Origin of the sequence: Cryobacterium sinapicolor (assembly GCF_004403465.1) — a bacterium.
Lineage (GTDB): Bacteria > Actinomycetota > Actinomycetes > Actinomycetales > Microbacteriaceae > Cryobacterium > Cryobacterium sinapicolor.
In genome coordinates this window covers 36,900-53,881 of the sequence record NZ_SOGQ01000013.1, presented here as the reverse complement: position 1 = coordinate 53,881, position 16,982 = coordinate 36,900, and the positions used below count along the sequence as shown (strand labels likewise).

Sequence of the window (16,982 nt, the reverse complement as noted above, 5' to 3'; positions counted from 1 at the left end):
TTTTCAGACGAGAATCTCCGTCGAATTGGTTCGAGACTCGTTGGGTGCCACACCCGTTGATCCCTCCCCAGCCCTGTCGGCCGCCTGTCCGCCACGGATGCCGGTGCGTGCCGCTGGGATCGCCCCCGGAGTGATGGGCTGGTGCGGTGATCCGAGCCGATGTCCCGCTGACCCTCCCCGCCCGTCCGGCCGACCCGCCGGCGCCCGGCTTCCCGTTGATCGCGAGCGTGGCGCCGCTGGCCGCGGCGGGGGTGATCTGGCTGATCACGGGTTCGGCCTTCGTGCTGATCTTCGCGGTACTCGGCCCGGTCATCGCCCTGGCCGGCATGCTCGACGCGCGCCGCACGGGGCGGCGCACCCGGCGCGCGAACGCCGCCGACCAGGAGCAGGCCCTGGTGACCCTGCGGGCCGAAGTGGCCCTACGCCAGGAGGAGCTGCGCCGCCTGCAGTGGCGGCGCACACCCTCGGCCAACAGCATCGTGGCCGCCCCGCACGCCGCCCTGCGGTGGACCGGCTCGGGATCGGATGTGAGCCTGGGGTCCGGTGCGGTGCCGAGCGGTCTGCGCCTCGACGGCGGCGCAGGTCTCGACGAGCATCGCGACCTGCGCGACTGGGCGGCCACCCTTCCCGAGGCGCCCATCGTCGCCGACGTCGGCGGGGGGATCGGAATCGTCGGACCGCTTCCGCTCGGGCAGGCGCTGGGCCGCGGGCTCCTGGTGCAATTGGCCTGCTCGCTGGTGCCCGACCAGGTCCGCCTGAGCGTGCCAGAAAACGGTTGGGACTGGGCGGCCGCGCTCCCGTACGACACCGGGTCGGTCTGTGCTCGCACCGTCGTGGTCTGCGAGGCGCCGCCGGGAGGGGCGTCCGGGAAACCGGCACCCGCAGGGTCGGGGCTGATCATCGCCCTGGCCGGAACGCTCGAGGCACTCCCCGTCGGCTGCGACACCATCGTGCGAATGCAGGGTCCCGGACGAGCCGAGGTGCTGCGATCCGGCGTGCACGCCTGGGGAACCGGCTTCCGGCCCGAACTGATCACCGTCGAACAGGCGCTCCGGGTTGCCCGGGTGTTGAGCGACCGGGCCGCGACGGCCGGTTTGGTGCCGACGTCGCGGGCGGTGCCGGCATCCGTCGCCCTCGGCGAACTCACCGGCTTCCGACCCGGGCATCGGGTACGGCAGGGGCAGTCCCGATCGCCGAGCCTCCGCTGCGCCATCGGGGTCGGCGAATCGGGGGAGGTGTCGCTCGACCTGGTCGGGGCCGGGCCTCACGCCGTCGTCGGCGGCACGACCGGCAGTGGCAAGAGCGAGCTGCTGGTGACCTGGGTTGCGGCGATGGCGGCGGTGGCAAGCCCCGCTGAGGTGACGTTCCTGCTGGTCGATTTCAAGGGTGGGGCGGCGTTCGCCCCGTTGTGCGCCCTGCCCCACTGCGTCGGGCTGATCACCGACCTCGACGGGCACCAGTCCGCTCGGGCGCTGGCCAGCCTTGCCGCCGAGCTGCGGTACCGCGAACGTGTGCTGGGCCGGGCTGGTGCGCGGGACATCGTGCACCTGTGGGGGCAGGATTCCGGAGGGATGCTTCCACGGCTTGTGATCGTGGTCGACGAATTCGCGACCATGCTCACGGCCTTCCCCGACCTGCACGCTCTGTTCATCGACATTGCCGCGCGGGGCAGATCGCTGGGGGTCCACCTGATCCTCTGCACCCAGCGGCCCACCGGGGTGGTGCGCGACGCCCTGCTCGCCAATTGCACGCTGCGGGTATCGCTGCGGGTCAACAACCGCGCCGACAGCGTGGCGGTTCTGGGCACGGATGCCGCCGCGGCCCTCGGCGCCGACCAGGCCGGCCGGTGTCTGATCGCCACGGACTCCTCAGGACCGGTGCTCTGCCAGGTGGCCACGACCTCGCAGCAGGAGATCAGCGACCTCGCCGCGGCGGCCGCCGGGGAGCCGAGACCCCGGCGCCCCTGGCTCGACCTGCTGCCCGCGAGCCTGAGCCGCGTGGACCTCCTTGCCCTGGTCGCGAGCGGAACGGCGGTCGACGAGTACGCGTCCGACGGCCCCATTCCGGCTCCCGGGCAGGACTGTGCCGCGCCCGGCATCCGTGCCAAGCCCGGAGCACTGCTGGGGCTGCTCGATGAGCCGGAGCTCCAGCGCTACCGGGTGGCCCGTTACGAGCCGATGGGCGAGGGCAGCCTGCTCGTGATCGGCGGGCCCCGCTCGGGCAAGTCAGCGGCACTGGCGTCGGTCGTGGCGGGGTTCGCACCTGTCGGTGATGCCGACCTGTTCGGTGCCGATGTCGAGGCCGTGTGGGACGCCCTGGTCCAGGCGCGCCGACGCCTCGACGCCGGGGGGAGCCCGGTGGCCCGGCTGCTGCTGCTCGACGACTTCGATTCCGTGCACGCCCGCTGGGACCAGGAACACCGCCCGGCAGCCCTCGAGCTACTCGCCGGACTGCTCCGAGACGGGGCGGACGGCGGAGTCCGCATCGTCGTGGCCGCGCAGCGGCTCACCGGATCGCTTCAGGCCCTGCCGACTCTGTGTCAGAGACGGCTGGTGCTGCGCTTGGCCGATGTCGGCGAGCATGTCGCGGCCGGGGGAGCGGCCGCCCTGTTCGACGACCAGCTCCCGCCCGGCGGCGGGACCTGGCAGGGCCACCGCATCCAGCTTCTCGCGCCGGAGCAGGGCCGTGCAGGTCCGGATGGCCCGGGTGGCCCAGGAAGTCCGGGGAGCCTGGGCCTGATGAAACGTCCGGATGCCCCGACGCTTCCGGATGTCGCCGCGCTCCTGGGACTGCCGGGGCAGACCCTTCTCGTCGTGTCGGGTTCGCCGTCCCGCACGGCGGCGGCGCTCGGCGCGGTCCCCGGTGCGCGGGTCGTCGACCTCGCCGCAGCGTCCCACGACGCGATTGCGGAGGTGGCGCACGCGGGGGCGCCGCTCCGGCTCAGCGAGACGCAGTCGGGGACCGCTTTCGTCGGCGACGTCGACGCGTGGCAGGCGCAGTGGTCCCTGCTCGGTGCCCTGCGCCCGCACGCGGACCTCGTCTTCGACGGCTGCAGCCTCGCCGACTACCGGGCGATCAGCCGACGCCGGGACCTGCCGCCGCCGCTGGCACCCAACCGCGGTCGGGTCTGGGTGCTGCGCCCGGACGGCACCGTGCACCGAGCCACTCTGCGGCCCCCGGTCGCATAGCCGTATCGCCCGCCAGAACGCCAGGCGCCTCGCCCGCCAGAACGCCAGCCGCCTCGCCCGCCGTAACGCCAGCCGCCTCGTGAATGACGGGACCCGGTCGCGGATCAGGCCAACGCGTCCACCAGTTCACGGAGCGGCAGCGAGTGCGCGGTCGCGACCGGGCCGCTGGTGACCCGGCCGCCGACCGTGGACAGGCCGAGGGCGAGTGCGGCATCCGTTCGGAGCGCGTCTTTCCAGCCACGGTTCGCGATCAGCCGAACATAGGGCAGTGTCGCGTTGGTGAGCGCATAGGTGGAGGTGCTGGGAACGGCGCCGGGCATGTTGGCCACGCAGTAGAACAGGGAGCGGTGCACGGTGAAAGTCGGGTCGGCGTGCGTCGTCGGGTGAGAGTCGGCGAAGCATCCGCCCTGGTCCACGGCGATGTCCACGAGCACGCTGCCCGGTTTCATCCGGGAGACGAGCTCGTTGCTGACGAGTTTGGGGGCCCGGGCTCCGGGGATCAGCACCGACCCGATCACCAGGTCGGACAACACCAGCGCCCGGTCGATCTCAAAGCTGTTCGAGGCGATGGTCTGCACCCGTCCGTAATACAGGGCGTCGATTTCGCGCAGGCGGAACAGGTTGGTGTCGAGCACGGTCACCTGGGCGCCGAGCCCGAGGGCCACTTGCATGGCGGCGGTGCCGGCGACGCCGCCGCCGAGCACGGTGACCCGGGCCGGATGCGTTCCGGGCACCCCGGGCACGAGCAGGCCCGGTCCGCCGTTGGGCTTGAGCATCACGTTGGCACCCACGATGGGTGCCAGGCGGCCCGCGACCTCGCTCATCGGCGCGAGCAGGGGCAGGGCCCGAGTCGGCAGCTGCACGGTCTCGTAGGCGATCGCGGTGACGCCGCTCTCCAGCAGCGCGCTGGTCAGGGCAGGTTCCGCGGCCAGGTGCAGGTAGGTGAACAGCAGCAGATCGGAACGGAAAAAGGCGTATTCGCTCTGGACGGGCTCCTTCACCTTGAGCAGCAGGTCGGCGGCGGCCCAGGTGGACGCGGCGTCCGGCATGATCGTCGCGCCCGCCGCGGCGTAGCTCTCGTCGCTGAGCCCGGAGCCGCGCCCGGCCCCCGTTTCGATTAGCACCTCGTGCCCGTGCGCCACGAGGTCGTGCACGCCGGCCGGAGTGATCGCCACCCGGAACTCGTTGTTCTTGATCTCTGCCGGAACTGCAACCTTCATGGCGCTCCCTTAACTAACGAATTCGACGGAGATTTTGAGGCAAAATGCGCTTTTGGGGCCGTAAATCGCCATTCTGGCGAAAATCTCCGTCGAATTGGTTCACACCCTCAACGGGGGACCCCGTTGTCCTGAGCGAAATCCTACAGCCGCCGAACGGCTCATTTCGAATGAAAATGGCGCTAGGGAGTGCGGATTTCGTGCGTGGCATGAGCAAAAATTAACGATTCGGCCACTCTTGGGTGCGCACGGGGCGCTCCTGTGCGAGTATCTAGCAACTCGCCATGAACGCTGTGAGAGCTCATCCGCTGAGAAGTGCAAGGAGATCCGACCATGAAGCCCAGGCCGTTGCCCGCAGATCCCATGATTGCCCAACTCGTCCGTCAGGCCCGGGCCGCCCAGATGGGGCGCCGCACCCTGCTCGCCGGAGCCGGTGGCGGGGCCGCCGCCCTCGCGCTCGCCGCGTGCTCGACCGGCAGCGCCACCAAGCCGACCGCCGCCCCGGACGAGTCCGACAGCAGCAAGCTTGTGCGCTGGGACAACTGGGCGCTCTACATCGACGTCGACGACGCCGGCAATTACCCCACTCTGGATGCGTTCACGGCCGAGACCGGGATCAAGGTCGAGTACACCGAGGCCGTCGACGACAACAACACGTACTACGGCAAGGTGAAGGATCAGCTCGCCCTCGGCCAGGACATCGGCGCCGACGCGGTCTGCCTCACCGACTGGATGGTCGGCCGCTGGATCCGGTTCGGCTACACGCAGGAACTCGACCAGGCCAACATCCCCAACCTGAAGAACCTTCTCCCCTCCCTGAAAGACGTGGGCTTCGACCCCGGCCGCAAGATGAGCGTGCCGTGGCAGGGCGGGTTCGCGGGCATCTGCTGGAACAAGGAGAAGCTGCCGAACGGCCTCGCGTCGGTCGAGGACCTGTGGGGCCCGGACCTCAAGGGCCGGGTCGGCGTTCTGTCCGAGATGCGCGACACCATGGGCCTGATCATGTCCGACATGGGCGTGGACATCTCCGGCGACTGGGGCGACGACGAGTACATGGCCGCGATCGACGTGCTGGAGAAGCAGGTTTCCGACGGCCAGGTGCGCAACATCAAGGGCAACGCCTACAAGGAAGACCTCATCAACGAAGACACCCTCGCCGCCATCGTCTGGTCCGGCGACATCGTTCAGCTGAACGCGGAGAACGGCGACAAATGGGAGTTCGTGGTGCCCGATAAGGGCGGAACCCTCTGGAACGACAATTTCCTGGTGCCGATCGGCTCCCCGCACAAGGCGAACGTCGAGAAGCTCATCGACTACTACTACGACCCGGCCGTCGCCGCCGAGGTTGCCGCCTACGTGAACTACATCACCCCGGTCGCCGGGGCCAAGGAGGCCGCGATGGCGATCGACCCTGAGCTCGCGAACAACCAGCTGATCTTCCCGGACGATGCGACTCTGGCCAAGGCCCGCGTCTTCCGCACCCTGACCGGTGCGGAGGAGCAGAAGTACGATGCCGCCTTCCAGGGCATCCTGCTGGGTTCGTAGGGATGAACAGCGGAGAATTCGCCAGCGCAGGGGCCGACCTCGAGCTGGTGGGCATCCAGAAGAGGTTCCCGGGCTTCACCGCCATCGAGCACCTCGATCTGAAGATCCCCGCCGGCTCCTTCTTTGCCCTGCTCGGCCCGTCGGGCTGCGGCAAGACCACGACGCTGCGCCTGGTGGCCGGCCTCGAGGAACCGACGAACGGTCGCATCCTGATCGGGGGCACGGATGTGACGAACCAGAAATCCTTCCAGCGTCCGGTCAACACGGTGTTCCAGAGTTATGCCCTCTTCCCGCACATGACCGTGCTGGAGAACGTCGCCTTCGGGCTTCGCCGCCGCCGCATCGACGACCCGGTCGCCAAGGCCCACGAGGCGCTCCGCCTGGTGGAACTGGACCACCTCGCCGCGCGCCGCCCGCAGCAGCTCTCCGGTGGGCAGCAGCAGCGGGTGGCCCTCGCCCGGGCGATCGTGAACCGGCCGGCCCTGTTGCTGCTCGACGAGCCGCTCGGCGCGCTCGACCTGAAGCTGCGGCGCCAGATGCAGCTCGAGCTGAAGACCATCCAGGAGGAGGTCGGCCTCACCTTCCTGCACGTCACCCACGACCAGGAGGAGGCCATGACCATGGCCGACACCGTCGCGGTGATGAACAAGGGCCGGATCGAGCAGATGGGTGCCCCCGAGGAACTCTACGAGCTGCCGCGCACGGCTTTCGTCGCCAACTTCCTCGGCCAGTCGAACCTGTTCACCGGCCCCGTGGTCGGCAGCACGAGCGAGGCCATCTCGGTGGACGTGGCCGGCCAGAAAGTCGTGGTCCCGGCGGCACGCGCGCACCGGCACATCGGCGAGGTCACCATCGGCGTCCGCCCGGAGAAGCTGACCCTCCACGTGACCGAGCCCGTCGGCGACGTCGCCCGCAACTTGATGGGTCCCGGCCGCGTGATCGACGTCTCGTTCAGCGGAGTCAGCACCCAGTACCTGGTCGAGATCGCCGGCATCGGCACCCTCATCGTCTTCGCCCAGAACATGGCGTTCGGCCCCGTTGCTCACGAGGGTTCCGAGGTCTGGCTGAGCTGGAACATCGAGCACGGCTTCGGACTCGAGGACGACGCCTCCGCGGAACCCCGTTTCGAGGCCGACGACACCACCCGGAGCATCGCGACGCAGAAACGCTCCTCCCTGCTCACGGAGCTTGAGGGAGCCTAGGGTGGCGTTCGCGGCTTTCTCCACCAGCACCACCGCGCCCGAACCGGCGCCGCGCCGAAAGAGCCCGATCGCGCTGCTCCTGCTGCTGCCGGGCATCCTCTACCTGGTTCTGTTCTTCCTGGCGCCGCTCGTGTCGCTGCTGCTGACGTCGTTTCAGGCCCCGTCGGAATTCGGCGACGTCGGCCAGTACTCCTACGCGTTCCGCTGGGAGAACTACGTCGACGTGATCACGGCCTACTGGCCGCACATCATGCGCTCCTTCGGATACGCGCTGATCGCCACCGTGCTGGCCCTCGTGTTCAGTTACCCGCTGGCCTACTTCATCGGCGTGAAGGCTCGGCCGTGGCCGCTGCTGCAGAGCCTCATGCTGGTGCTGGTGATCGCCCCGTTCTTCATCAGCTTCCTGCTCCGCACCTTGGCCTGGAAGCAACTCTTGTCGGACGAGTCGTTCGTGATCACGTCGCTCAAGGCTCTGTCGTTGCTGGCACCGGATGCACATTTCACGGGCACTGCTTTCGCCGTCATTTTCGGGCTCACCTACAACTTCATCCCGTTCATGACTCTGCCGCTGTACACCACGCTCGAACGGCTCGACCTGCGTTACCTCGAGGCCGGCAGCGACCTCTACGCGCGTCCGTTCGACGTGTTCCGCAAGATCACGATCCCGCTGTCGATGCCCGGCATCGTGGCCGGAACGCTGCTGACCTTCATCCCGGCGGCGGGCGACTACATCAATGCGAGCCGGGACTTCCTCGGCGGGCCGGACACCCAGATGATCGGCAACGTGATCGAGGCTAACTTCCTGGTGCTGCAGAATTATCCGGCGGCGGCCGCGCTGTCCATCATCCTGATGTCGGTGATCCTGGTGATCGTGAGCATCTACGTCAAACGGTCGGGCACGGAGGAGCTGCTGTGAAATTCTCCCTGGGCAAGTTGCTTCTGCCGCTCTACACGGTGCTGGCGCTCATCTTCCTGATGGTCCCGATCGTCTACACCTTCGTGTTCTCGTTCAACGACTCTCTGAAATCCAACATCACCTGGCGCGGGTTCACCTTCGACAAGTGGCTCAACGTGTGCCAGGTGCAGAACGGCGCCGTGTGCGAGGCGTTCGGCAACAGCGTCCTGATCGGCGTGGTGGCCACGGTGGCCGCGACCACGCTCGGCACGATGATCGCGATCGCCCTGGTGCGGTACCGGTTCCGGTTCCGATCGCAGACGAGCCTGCTGTTGTTCCTGCCGATGGCCACGCCGGAGGTTGTGCTCGGCGCCGGCCTCGCCGCGCAGTTCCTGTCCCTGGGCGTGCCGAAGGACATGGTCACGATCATCCTGGCGCACACCATGTTCTGCATCAGCTTCGTGGTGGTGACCGTCAAGGCGCGGGTCGCCAGCCTCGATCCCGCGCTCGAGGAGGCCGGCCGGGACCTCTACGGGTCGGCCACCCAAGTGTTCGCCCGGATCACCTTCCCGCTGCTGCTGCCCGGCATCCTGGCGGCCGCGCTGCTCTCCTTCGCGCTGAGCTTCGACGACTTCATCATCACCAACTTCAACTCCGGCGCCGTCACCACGTTCCCCAAGTACATCTACGTGTCCGCAGCCCGGGGGATCCCCGCGGAGGCGAACGTGATCGCGTCGGCGGTGTTCATCTTAGCCCTCGTGCTCGTGGTCACCGCCCAGGTGTCTCGGGCGGCCAAGGAGAAGCGGCTGGCGAAACAGGGGTGACGCGCGGCCCCCGCTACACGAAGCTGGCGCGGATCTCGCCGACCGGGAGCCCGCCGCCCTGCACCGCGAGGTGCAGTTCGGGCAGGATCGCATCGATGTCGCTGTGTGCGATCGCGCCGGCATCCGCCAGCAGGCGCAGGGCCACGATGGTGGTGACCCGCAGGCTGCCGTCGAGCACCTTGAGGGCGACCGTGGTGCCGTTCGGGGCGGAGGCCACGCAGATGCCCTCCGCGCCCGTCTTCACGAACAGGCCGAGGCGGTCGATCACGACGGTGTCGGGCATGCCCGGTCCGGCGATGACCCAGCCGTGCTGCCGCAGGGCCTCGCCGAGGAAACCGGCCTCGCGGTAGATCGCGAACGGCGAGTTCGACTTGGACGTGGCGATGCGGGCGATGCCGCGGGCAAGGGCGGTGAGGGAGAGCGCGTGCACCGGTGCGCCGCATCCGTCCACGCCGGACGCCGACGGACGTTCACCCGTGAAGCGCTCGACCACGTCGAGAATGCGTTTCTGCAACGGATGCTCCGGCTCCAGGTATCCGGACAGAGCCCAGCCGTTCTGCTGGCAGGCCACGAGCATCGCGGCGTGCTTGCCCGAACAGTTCATGTAGATCGGGGCCTTGCCGGCGCCCAGTCGCACCAGGGCGTCGCGGGCGATGGAGTCGTCCGGCCAGGCTGCCGGGCAGGCGAGCGCCGTCTCGGGGATGCCGGCGCGGGCGAGGAGCCCGCGCACGAGGTCGGCGTGGCGCTGCGTCCCAGTGTGGCTGGCCGTGGCGATCGCCGCGTCCTCGCCGCGCAGGGTGACCCCGCTGGCCATCACGGCGATGGCCTGGAAGGGCTTCATCGACGACCGCGGAAAGATCGGGGTGCTCACGTCGCCGAGGGCGCGGAGCACCGCGCCCTCGCTGGTGAGCACGACAGCGCTGCCCGCGTGCCTCGATTCGACGAAACCGCTACGCTCGACCACGGCCAGTTCGACCGCGTCGGACACGGTGAACGTCTGCCCGGCGTTGATGGGCGGCTGGAATGTCGTTGTCACGGTGTCGACGCGCTTAGAGCGCGGCGATGGCGTCGTCGATGACCGAGAGGGCATCGTTCAGGAGAGCGTCGCTCACGGCCAGGCTCGGCAGAAACCGAAGCACATTGCCGTAGGTTCCGGCGGTGAGCAGCAGCACTCCCTGCTGGGCGGCGTAGGCGGCGATGGACGACACGGCTGCCGCGTTCGGCGCCTTGGTCGTGTCACCGGTTCCCGGCTGCACGAGCTCGATCGCGATCATGGCCCCACGGCCGCGGATCTCGCCGATGATGTCGTGCTTCTCTTTGAGCGCGCCGAGGCCGGCACGCAGGGTGTTCTCGATGCGCACACCCTCGGCGAGCAGGTCGTTACGCTGGATCGACTCGAACACCGCGATGGCCGCGGCACAGGAGACCGGGTTTCCACCGAAAGTACCGCCGAGGCCGCCGGGCTGCGAGGAATCCATGATCTCGGCGCGGCCGGTGACGGCGGCCAGCGGCATGCCGCCGGCGATGCCCTTGGCGGTGAGCACGAGGTCAGGGGTCCAGCCGAAGTGCTCGCTGGCGTAGTACTTGCCGGTGCGGGCCATGCCGCTCTGGATCTCGTCGGCGATCATGACAACGCCGTTCGCGGTGCACCAGGTCTGCAGGGCGTTGAAGTAGCCCTCGGCCGGGACCATGAAGCCGCCCTCACCCTGGATGGGCTCGACGACCAGGCAGGCCAGGTCGGTGGGGCCGACGACCTTCTCGAGGTAGGCGATCGTGCGCGCCGCGGCATCCGCCCCGCTCAGACCGTCGTGATACGGGTAGGAGCTGGGGGCGTGGTAGACGTCGCTGGCGAGGGGGCCGTAGCCGGTCGCGTAGGGCATGGCCTTGTAGTTCATGGCCATGGTCAGCACCGTGCGGCCGTGGTACGCGTGGTCGAGCACGGCGACGGCGCGGCGGCCGGTGTGCTTGCGGGCGATCTTGACGCCGTTCTCGACGGCCTCGGCGCCCGAGTTGATCAGCACCGACTTCTTCGCGAAATCGCCGGGGGTGTGCTCGGCGAGAAGCTCGCAGACGCGCACGTATTCCTCGTAGGGCGTGATGGTGAAGAGGGTGTGGATGAAGTCCTGGGTCTGCTCGACGGCGGCCGCGACGACGCTGGTGTCGGTGTGGCCGATCGTGGTCACACCGATGCCGGCGCCCAGGTCGATGAACTGGTTGTCGTCCACGTCGACGAGGATGGCGCCGTTCGCCTTCTTGATGTAGACGGGGAGAGCGGATGCGACGCCGCCGGAGACGACGGCGAGTCTGCGCTGCTGGAGTTCCTTCGAGCGCGGACCCGGGATCGCGGTCACGATCTTTCGTTCCTGCGGCACCGTGTAAACCGGGGCGGCGGAGGTGGACGGGGTGGTCGAGGGCGTCAGCGTGTCAGTCATGATGTAACCAGTTTACCGATCAGGGCGACGGGAGGCGCAGCGAATAGCTGCGACAATCGGTTCCCTGGCCGCGTAACGGCCCATTGTGGGCCGCGGATCGGCCCGCAGAGCCCTGCAAATCGAAGGAGGCACCGTGATCGGTGCACATCACTACGCCGTGAACATCGCCTGGACGGGCAACCGGGGCACCGGCACGAGCGGCTATCGGGACTACGGCCGGGATCACCTGATCAGCGCGAACGGCAAGGAGCCGATCCGCGCATCGGCCGATCCGGCCTTCCACGGCGACGCCGACCGCTGGAATCCGGAGGAGCTGCTGCTGGCCGCGCTCAGTGAGTGCCACCTGATGAGCTACCTGCACGTCGCCGTCAAGCACGGCGTGCGGGTCGTCGCCTACACCGACGACGCGATCGGGGCGATGGTCCAGACGACGGATGGCGGTGGCCACTTCACCGAGGTGACTCTGCGACCCCGCGTCACGGTGTCCGATCCCGGGCAGGTCGAACTCGCCCAGTCTCTGCACGCGGAGGCCGCCGGACTCTGCTTCATCGCGGCATCCGTGAACTTCCCGGTCGCGCACGAGCCCGTCACGATGGCCGTCGCCCGCTGACCGTCCCGTCCCGTCCCGTCCCGTCCCGCCGGTTCGAGCCGCGGCCGGTTCGAGCCGCCGGTGGTCGGGCCTGTCGGTGGTCGAGCTTGTCGGTGGTCGGGCTTGTCGAGACCCGGTGCGCCGACGTTCGGAGGTTCCCCCTTCGGGCATCCGTCATGGTCGCTAACCGCGGAGAATTCCGCAACACTCCGCTCGGCAGGCACCGGAACCGGTGTTTCACGAAGATCTCCGCGGCTACGTGACGACGGATGCGTGTTGCTGGGCCTTGTGACGGATGACCGCGGCTGGCGATGAGCCCGGCGTCCACGGGCACCCCGCCCCTGCTCCACAATGGGCGTTTGATCAAGTTGTCCATTGGCAGTTCACGGGGATCATCGCGCACGACAATCTCGCGCATCCGTGTCCGGCCGACCATGCGCTGAAGTCCGAGACGCGGTGGAGCTACGCACTCCTGCCGGACGGCACGCTGAAGTGGACGTCTCCGACCGGGGGAACGTTCATCAGTGCGCCGGCCACGATCATCCGCCGGCCGGGCGTGCGCCCGAGGTCAAGGAGAAGAAGAAAGTGCGGCAGCCGAATTCGGACGAACCGGCGCCGTTCTGAGTTTCGACAGATTCGACACCGGGACGCGAACGGCCCGGCCAGGGTCACCGGCCGGCCGCCACGCGCCCAGATGAGCGGAGCTGGGTGCTAGGAACTACAGGCCGGACAGCGCGGCGAGGGTCTCCTCGATCACGGAGGCGGCATCGTCGATCAGCGCCTCGGAGATGACGACCGACGGCATGATGCGCAGCACGGAGTCCCAGCTGCCGGCATCCAGCACGATGACGCCGTTGGTGGTCGCGTGCTTGATGATCGCGGTGAGGGCCTCGGGGTACGGCGTGGTCGTGCCCGGGTGAACGAGCTCCACCCCGAACATCGCGCCCTTGCCGCGCACGTCGCCCACGACCGAGAACCGCTGCGGCCAGTCGCCGATGCGCGCCCAGAGCAGTTTCTCGACGCGCTGCGCCTCGCCGAGCAGGTTGTCGCGCTCGATCAGGTCGAAGACGGCGAGAGCGGCCGCGGTCGACACCGGGTTGCCGCCGAAGGTTCCGCCGATGCCGCCGGGCTGCACGGAGTCCATGATGTCGGCGCGGCCGGTGACGGCAGCGAGCGGGAACCCGCCGGCGATGCCCTTGGCCGTGGTGACAAGGTCCGGCACCACATCGTGGTGCTCGATGCCGTACCACGCGCCGGTGCGGGCGATGCCGGCCTGGATTTCATCGGAGACGAAGACGATGCCGTTCTCCGTGCAGAACTCGCTCAGCCGCTTGAAGAAGCCGGGGGCGGGGATGACGATGCCGCCATCGCCCTGGATCGGTTCGATGAAGAAGGCCGCGATCTCGGTGGCGCCGATGTGGGTGTTGATGTAGTCGATGGTCTTCTCGGCGGCCTCTTCACCGGTCAGGCCGTCCCGGTAGGGGTAGCTGGTCGGCACGCTGTAGATCTCGCCGGGAAACGGGCCCATTCCGGCGCGCTCCGGCCAGGGGCGGTACGTCATCGCCATGGTCAGGTTGGTGCGACCGTGGAACGCGTGGTCAAGCGCCACGATGGCGCGGCGGCCGGTGAACTTGCGGGCGATCTTCACGGCGTTCTCGACGGCTTCCGCGCCGGTGTTGACCAGGATGGAGCGCTTCTCGAAGTCCCCGGGGGTGATCTCGGCGAGCTTCTCCGCGACGGCCACGTAGTTCTCATACGGTGTGACGGTGAACAGGGTGTGGGTGAGCTTGGCGGCCTGCGCTGCGGCCGCCGCGGCCACCTCGTCGTTCGCGTGGCCGATGGTAGTCACGCCGATGCCGCAGCCGAGGTCGATGATCTGGTTGCCGTCGACATCGACGAGGATCGCTCCCGCTCCGTGATCCATATAGATGTTCGCCAGCGTGCCCGCACCGCGGGACACCGCGCGCAGGCGGCGTTCCTGCAATTCGACCGACTTGGGGCCGGGAAGGGCGGTGACGAGCTTGCGCTCCTGAGATACCGAATACTTGTCAGACATGCCCCCAGCTTAGGTCGCTCCCGTTTCAACGGTGTTTTCGGGCATCGGATGCCCGGCCCGGCCGGCTGGTATCCGGCTAGACGCGTTCGCGTGGGAAGACCCGGTCAGCGAGCTTCTGCAGCGTGCCCGCGGGCGGCGACTCGTTGTACTTGCCGGCCAATTCCTGATGGGACAGGGCGTGGATCGCGGCCATGATCTCGTCGGTTGCGCCGCGCCGGGCCTTGCCCGATTCCGCTGAGCCATGGCGGCTCAGGTCGAGGGGCTCGCCGAAGGCGACCGTGATCTTGCGGATCCGCGGGAATTTCGCTCCCACCGGCTGGATCTCCTGGGTGCCGATCAGCCCGACCGGAACCACGACGGCGCCTGTGATGAGCGCGAGCCACGCCACGCCGGTGCGCCCCTTGTACAGGCGTCCGTCGAGGGACCGGGTTCCCTCCGGGTAGATCGCGAAGGCGCTGTCGGACTCGAGGATGTTGCGGCCCGCGTCGAGCGCGTCCTGGGCGGCCTGCCCTGCCCCGCGTTCGACCCCGACCGCTCCGATCGAGGTGAAGAAGGTGCGGGAGGCGAATCCCTTGAACCCGGTGCCGGTGAAGTAGGTGGACTTGGCCAGGAACTGCACGCGCCGGGGTGCGACCAGCGGAATGACGATGCTGTCGATGAACGACAGATGGTTGCTGGCCAGGATGACGCGGCCGATGCGGGGGATGTTGTCCCGGCCGGTGATGGTGGGGCGGAAGACCAGCCGGGCGACCGGAGCCATGATGCCGTAACCGAGGAAGTAGACGAATCCGGGGCGCTTCGTGGGCTCCGATCCCTCTGCCGACAGGTCGACGGGAGGTGCATCCTGGGAATCTTCTTTGGAACCGGTCATCCTTGGACCCTACCGCCACGGCCCGCCCAGGCACGAAAGGCGGCGCCTCCACCTACAGTTGCAGGATGCGCAGACGAGTTGTAATTCTCGGGTCGACCGGCTCGATCGGAACCCAGGCACTGGACGTGATCAAGGCCAACCCGACCCGGTTCGAGGTGGTCGGACTCTCCGCCGGAAGCAACCGGGCCATGCTCGAAACCCAGGCCGCCGAGTTCGAGGTCGAGCACACGGCGCTCGGCGCCGACGAAGCCGAGGAGCTCGTGCGGGATGTCGACGCCGACGTCGTGCTCAACGGCATCACCGGCTCGGTGGGTCTCGGACCGACCCTGGCCGCGCTGCGCGCCGGACGCACGCTCGCCCTGGCCAACAAGGAATCGCTCATCGTCGGCGGCGACCTGGTGAAGTCGCTGGCGGCGCCGGGGCAGATCGTGCCCGTCGACTCCGAGCATTCCGCCATCGCGCAGGCGCTGCGGGCGGGAACGGCCGGCGAGGTGCGGCGCCTGGTGTTGACGGCATCCGGGGGCCCCTTCCGTGGCCGCCGCCGCGGTCAGCTCGCCGACGTCACGCCGGCGGAGGCGCTCGCGCACCCGACCTGGGACATGGGACTCGTCGTCACGACCAACTCGGCCACCCTCGTCAACAAGGGTCTGGAGGTGATCGAGGCGCACCTTCTCTTCGATGTGGAGTACGAGCGCATCGACGTGGTCGTGCACCCGCAGTCCGTGGTGCACTCCATGGTCGAGTTCATCGACGGCTCGACGATCGCCCAGGCCTCCCCGCCGGACATGCGCCTGCCGATCTCGCTCGGGCTGGACTGGCCGAACCGCGTCGCGGCAGTCGGCGCCCCGATCGATTGGACCGTGCCGCAGAACTGGACCTTCGAACCCCTCGACACGACGGCCTTCCCCGCCGTCGACCTGGCCAAGCAGGTCGGGCGCGCCGGCGGCACCTACCCTGCGGTGTTCAATGCGGCGAACGAGCAGGCCGTGGCGGCGTTCCACGCGGGCACCATTGGTTTCCTCGACATCGTCGACACCATCCAGCGCGTCGTCGAACGGCACGAGCAGGACGGCCCGCTCACCCGCGATTCCCTCGCCGGCGCCGAGGCGTGGGCCCGCGCCGCTGCGGACAGGCTCCTCGCCCGCTGAGTCCAGGCCGCGTCGGCACGGCTGCGACTCAGCGTCGGATCGGGCTTGCTCGAACCGGCTTGGGCAGGCTCAGGCGGAGTCGGCTGACGCGCGGTAGCTGTCGGCGGTCGTGCCGAGGGCATCCGCCCACGGGGTCGCGGCGACCCCGAGGAGTCGTTCCGACTCGGCGGAATCGATGAGGAACGGCACCCTGAGCTGATAGCTCGAGGCCCAGATCTCCTGCATCATCGGGTTCAGCGTGCCGAGCGACTTGAGCAACCACTGCGGGTAGCCCGCCACGGTGCCGTGCGTTCCGTAGCGGCGGTTGAGCTGGGCGGCGATGTCGTCACGGGTGACGGCCGTGCTCGGCACATGCCAGAGCCGGCCCCATTCGCCCGCGTGGTCGGCGGCCGCCACCAGGGTGGACACGATGTCGGGCAGGTAGCTCCAGCTGTGCACCCGCCCCGGCTGGCCCACGACCCGGGCGGTCTTCGACGCCAGGATGGCTCGGAAGAACCGGTCGTCGAGGTGCGCCGTGCCGATGACGCCCGGACCGAAATAATCGCTCGCCCGCACCTCGACGGCCCGGATCTCACCGCGATCGTGGGCGTCCCGCGCACGGTGCCAGACATCCTTCCGCACGAGTCCCTTCGTCTCCGTGGTCGTCTCCGGCGAATGCTCGGTCATCGGCCCGGTCGGCGCCCCGTAGGGGTAGAGGTTGCCCATCAAGACGAGGCGGGCGCCGGTGACGGATGCCGCCACAAGCGCCGCGTCGATGACCGGCGGCCACTGGGTGGTCCAGTCGGTGTAGCGCGGGTTGATGCACAGGAAGATCGTCGACATGCCGGTTGCCGCCCGGGTGAACGTCTGGGGGTCGCTCGCATTCAAAACCATCGACTCGGCCCCGGGAACCATCGCGCCGGAGCGGGTACCGACGGTGACCTGGTCGCCTCGCGCCGCCAGACGCTCGGCGAGCGGGCGCCCGATCATGCCGGCGCCGACGACGAGCTGCTGGGGCATGAATCCTCCTGGGACG

At 68.8% G+C, this 16,982-nt stretch carries 13 protein-coding genes; 7 read left to right on the top strand and 6 right to left on the bottom strand.

The genetic code is table 11. The annotated features are described in order from the left end of the window. Nucleotides 1-146 precede the first annotated feature (146 nt). Nucleotides 147-3,188 (top strand): FtsK/SpoIIIE domain-containing protein, encoded by a 3,042-nt coding sequence (locus E3T28_RS02470; protein ID WP_134427620.1) that lies wholly within the window; start codon nt 147-149, stop codon nt 3,186-3,188. 104 nt (nt 3,189-3,292) lie between these two features. Here the strand turns inward: E3T28_RS02470 and ald are convergent, their stop codons facing one another. Next, the gene (ald, locus tag E3T28_RS02460; protein ID WP_134427617.1) at nt 3,293-4,408 is read right to left on the bottom strand and encodes an alanine dehydrogenase; all 1,116 of its coding nucleotides are present in this window, start codon (nt 4,406-4,408) and stop codon (nt 3,293-3,295) included. A gap of 330 nt (nt 4,409-4,738) precedes the next feature. On the opposite strand from ald, the gene E3T28_RS02455 reads away from it, so the two are divergent. Genes E3T28_RS02455 through E3T28_RS02440 form a run of 4 tightly spaced genes read left to right on the top strand, consistent with a single transcriptional unit; the run spans nt 4,739 to nt 8,871 of the window. Then, nucleotides 4,739-5,950: an ABC transporter substrate-binding protein gene (locus E3T28_RS02455; protein WP_134427614.1), complete on the top strand. Its 1,212-nt coding sequence runs from the start codon at nt 4,739-4,741 to the stop codon at nt 5,948-5,950. A gap of 2 nt (nt 5,951-5,952) precedes the next feature. Then, nucleotides 5,953-7,152, top strand: coding sequence for an ABC transporter ATP-binding protein (locus E3T28_RS02450; RefSeq protein ID WP_134427611.1), 1,200 nt, complete (start codon nt 5,953-5,955; stop codon nt 7,150-7,152). Nucleotide 7,153: 1 nt separating this feature from the next. Next, nucleotides 7,154-8,068 carry an ABC transporter permease gene (locus tag E3T28_RS02445; RefSeq protein WP_134427608.1) on the top strand — a complete coding sequence of 305 codons (915 nt, stop codon included), beginning with the start codon at nt 7,154-7,156 and terminating at the stop codon, nt 8,066-8,068. After that, entirely contained in the window at nt 8,065-8,871 is an 807-nt protein-coding gene (locus E3T28_RS02440) for an ABC transporter permease (RefSeq protein WP_174843987.1), read from the top strand. The genes E3T28_RS02445 and E3T28_RS02440 overlap by 4 nt, the downstream gene beginning before the upstream one ends. A gap of 13 nt (nt 8,872-8,884) precedes the next feature. Here the strand turns inward: E3T28_RS02440 and E3T28_RS02435 are convergent, their stop codons facing one another. Together E3T28_RS02435 and gabT are read right to left on the bottom strand one after the other, a co-directional pair. Further along, nucleotides 8,885-9,907: an asparaginase gene (locus tag E3T28_RS02435; protein ID WP_241979130.1), complete on the bottom strand. Its 1,023-nt coding sequence runs from the start codon at nt 9,905-9,907 to the stop codon at nt 8,885-8,887. Between the two features lie 13 nt (nt 9,908-9,920). Continuing rightward, nucleotides 9,921-11,303, bottom strand: a complete 1,383-nt coding sequence (gabT, locus tag E3T28_RS02430; RefSeq protein WP_134427603.1) for a 4-aminobutyrate--2-oxoglutarate transaminase — start codon at nt 11,301-11,303, stop codon at nt 9,921-9,923. Nucleotides 11,304-11,436: 133 nt separating this feature from the next. Between gabT and E3T28_RS02425 the strand changes: the two genes are divergently transcribed. After that, entirely contained in the window at nt 11,437-11,913 is a 477-nt protein-coding gene (locus tag E3T28_RS02425; RefSeq protein WP_134427600.1) for an OsmC family protein, read from the top strand. 697 nt (nt 11,914-12,610) lie between these two features. Here the strand turns inward: E3T28_RS02425 and E3T28_RS02420 are convergent. Both E3T28_RS02420 and E3T28_RS02415 read right to left on the bottom strand, forming a co-directional pair. After that, nucleotides 12,611-13,948: an aminotransferase class III-fold pyridoxal phosphate-dependent enzyme gene (locus E3T28_RS02420; protein ID WP_134427597.1), complete on the bottom strand. Its 1,338-nt coding sequence runs from the start codon at nt 13,946-13,948 to the stop codon at nt 12,611-12,613. 76 nt (nt 13,949-14,024) lie between these two features. After that, nucleotides 14,025-14,819 (bottom strand): lysophospholipid acyltransferase family protein, encoded by a 795-nt coding sequence (locus E3T28_RS02415; protein ID WP_134427594.1) that lies wholly within the window; start codon nt 14,817-14,819, stop codon nt 14,025-14,027. 65 nt (nt 14,820-14,884) lie between these two features. Between E3T28_RS02415 and dxr the strand changes: the two genes are divergently transcribed. Beyond that, on the top strand, nt 14,885-15,967 hold the full coding sequence (gene dxr, locus E3T28_RS02410; RefSeq protein WP_134427591.1) for a 1-deoxy-D-xylulose-5-phosphate reductoisomerase: 1,083 nt from the start codon (nt 14,885-14,887) through the stop codon (nt 15,965-15,967). A gap of 69 nt (nt 15,968-16,036) precedes the next feature. On the opposite strand, the gene E3T28_RS02405 is transcribed toward dxr, so the two are convergent. Beyond that, on the bottom strand, nt 16,037-16,966 hold the full coding sequence (locus E3T28_RS02405; protein WP_134427588.1) for an NAD-dependent epimerase/dehydratase family protein: 930 nt from the start codon (nt 16,964-16,966) through the stop codon (nt 16,037-16,039). Nucleotides 16,967-16,982: the final 16 nt, after the last annotated feature.

Coding starts and splice junctions, on each gene's coding strand:
- E3T28_RS02405 (WP_134427588.1), bottom strand. CDS start 16,966: ATGCCCCAGCAGCTCGTCGTCGGCGCCGGCATGATCGGGCGCCCGCTC.
- E3T28_RS02415 (WP_134427594.1), bottom strand. CDS start 14,819: ATGACCGGTTCCAAAGAAGATTCCCAGGATGCACCTCCCGTCGACCTG.
- E3T28_RS02455 (WP_134427614.1), top strand. CDS start 4,739: ATGAAGCCCAGGCCGTTGCCCGCAGATCCCATGATTGCCCAACTCGTC.
- dxr (WP_134427591.1), top strand. CDS start 14,885: ATGCGCAGACGAGTTGTAATTCTCGGGTCGACCGGCTCGATCGGAACC.
- ald (WP_134427617.1), bottom strand. CDS start 4,408: ATGAAGGTTGCAGTTCCGGCAGAGATCAAGAACAACGAGTTCCGGGTG.
- gabT (WP_134427603.1), bottom strand. CDS start 11,303: ATGACTGACACGCTGACGCCCTCGACCACCCCGTCCACCTCCGCCGCC.
- E3T28_RS02450 (WP_134427611.1), top strand. CDS start 5,953: ATGAACAGCGGAGAATTCGCCAGCGCAGGGGCCGACCTCGAGCTGGTG.
- E3T28_RS02420 (WP_134427597.1), bottom strand. CDS start 13,948: ATGTCTGACAAGTATTCGGTATCTCAGGAGCGCAAGCTCGTCACCGCC.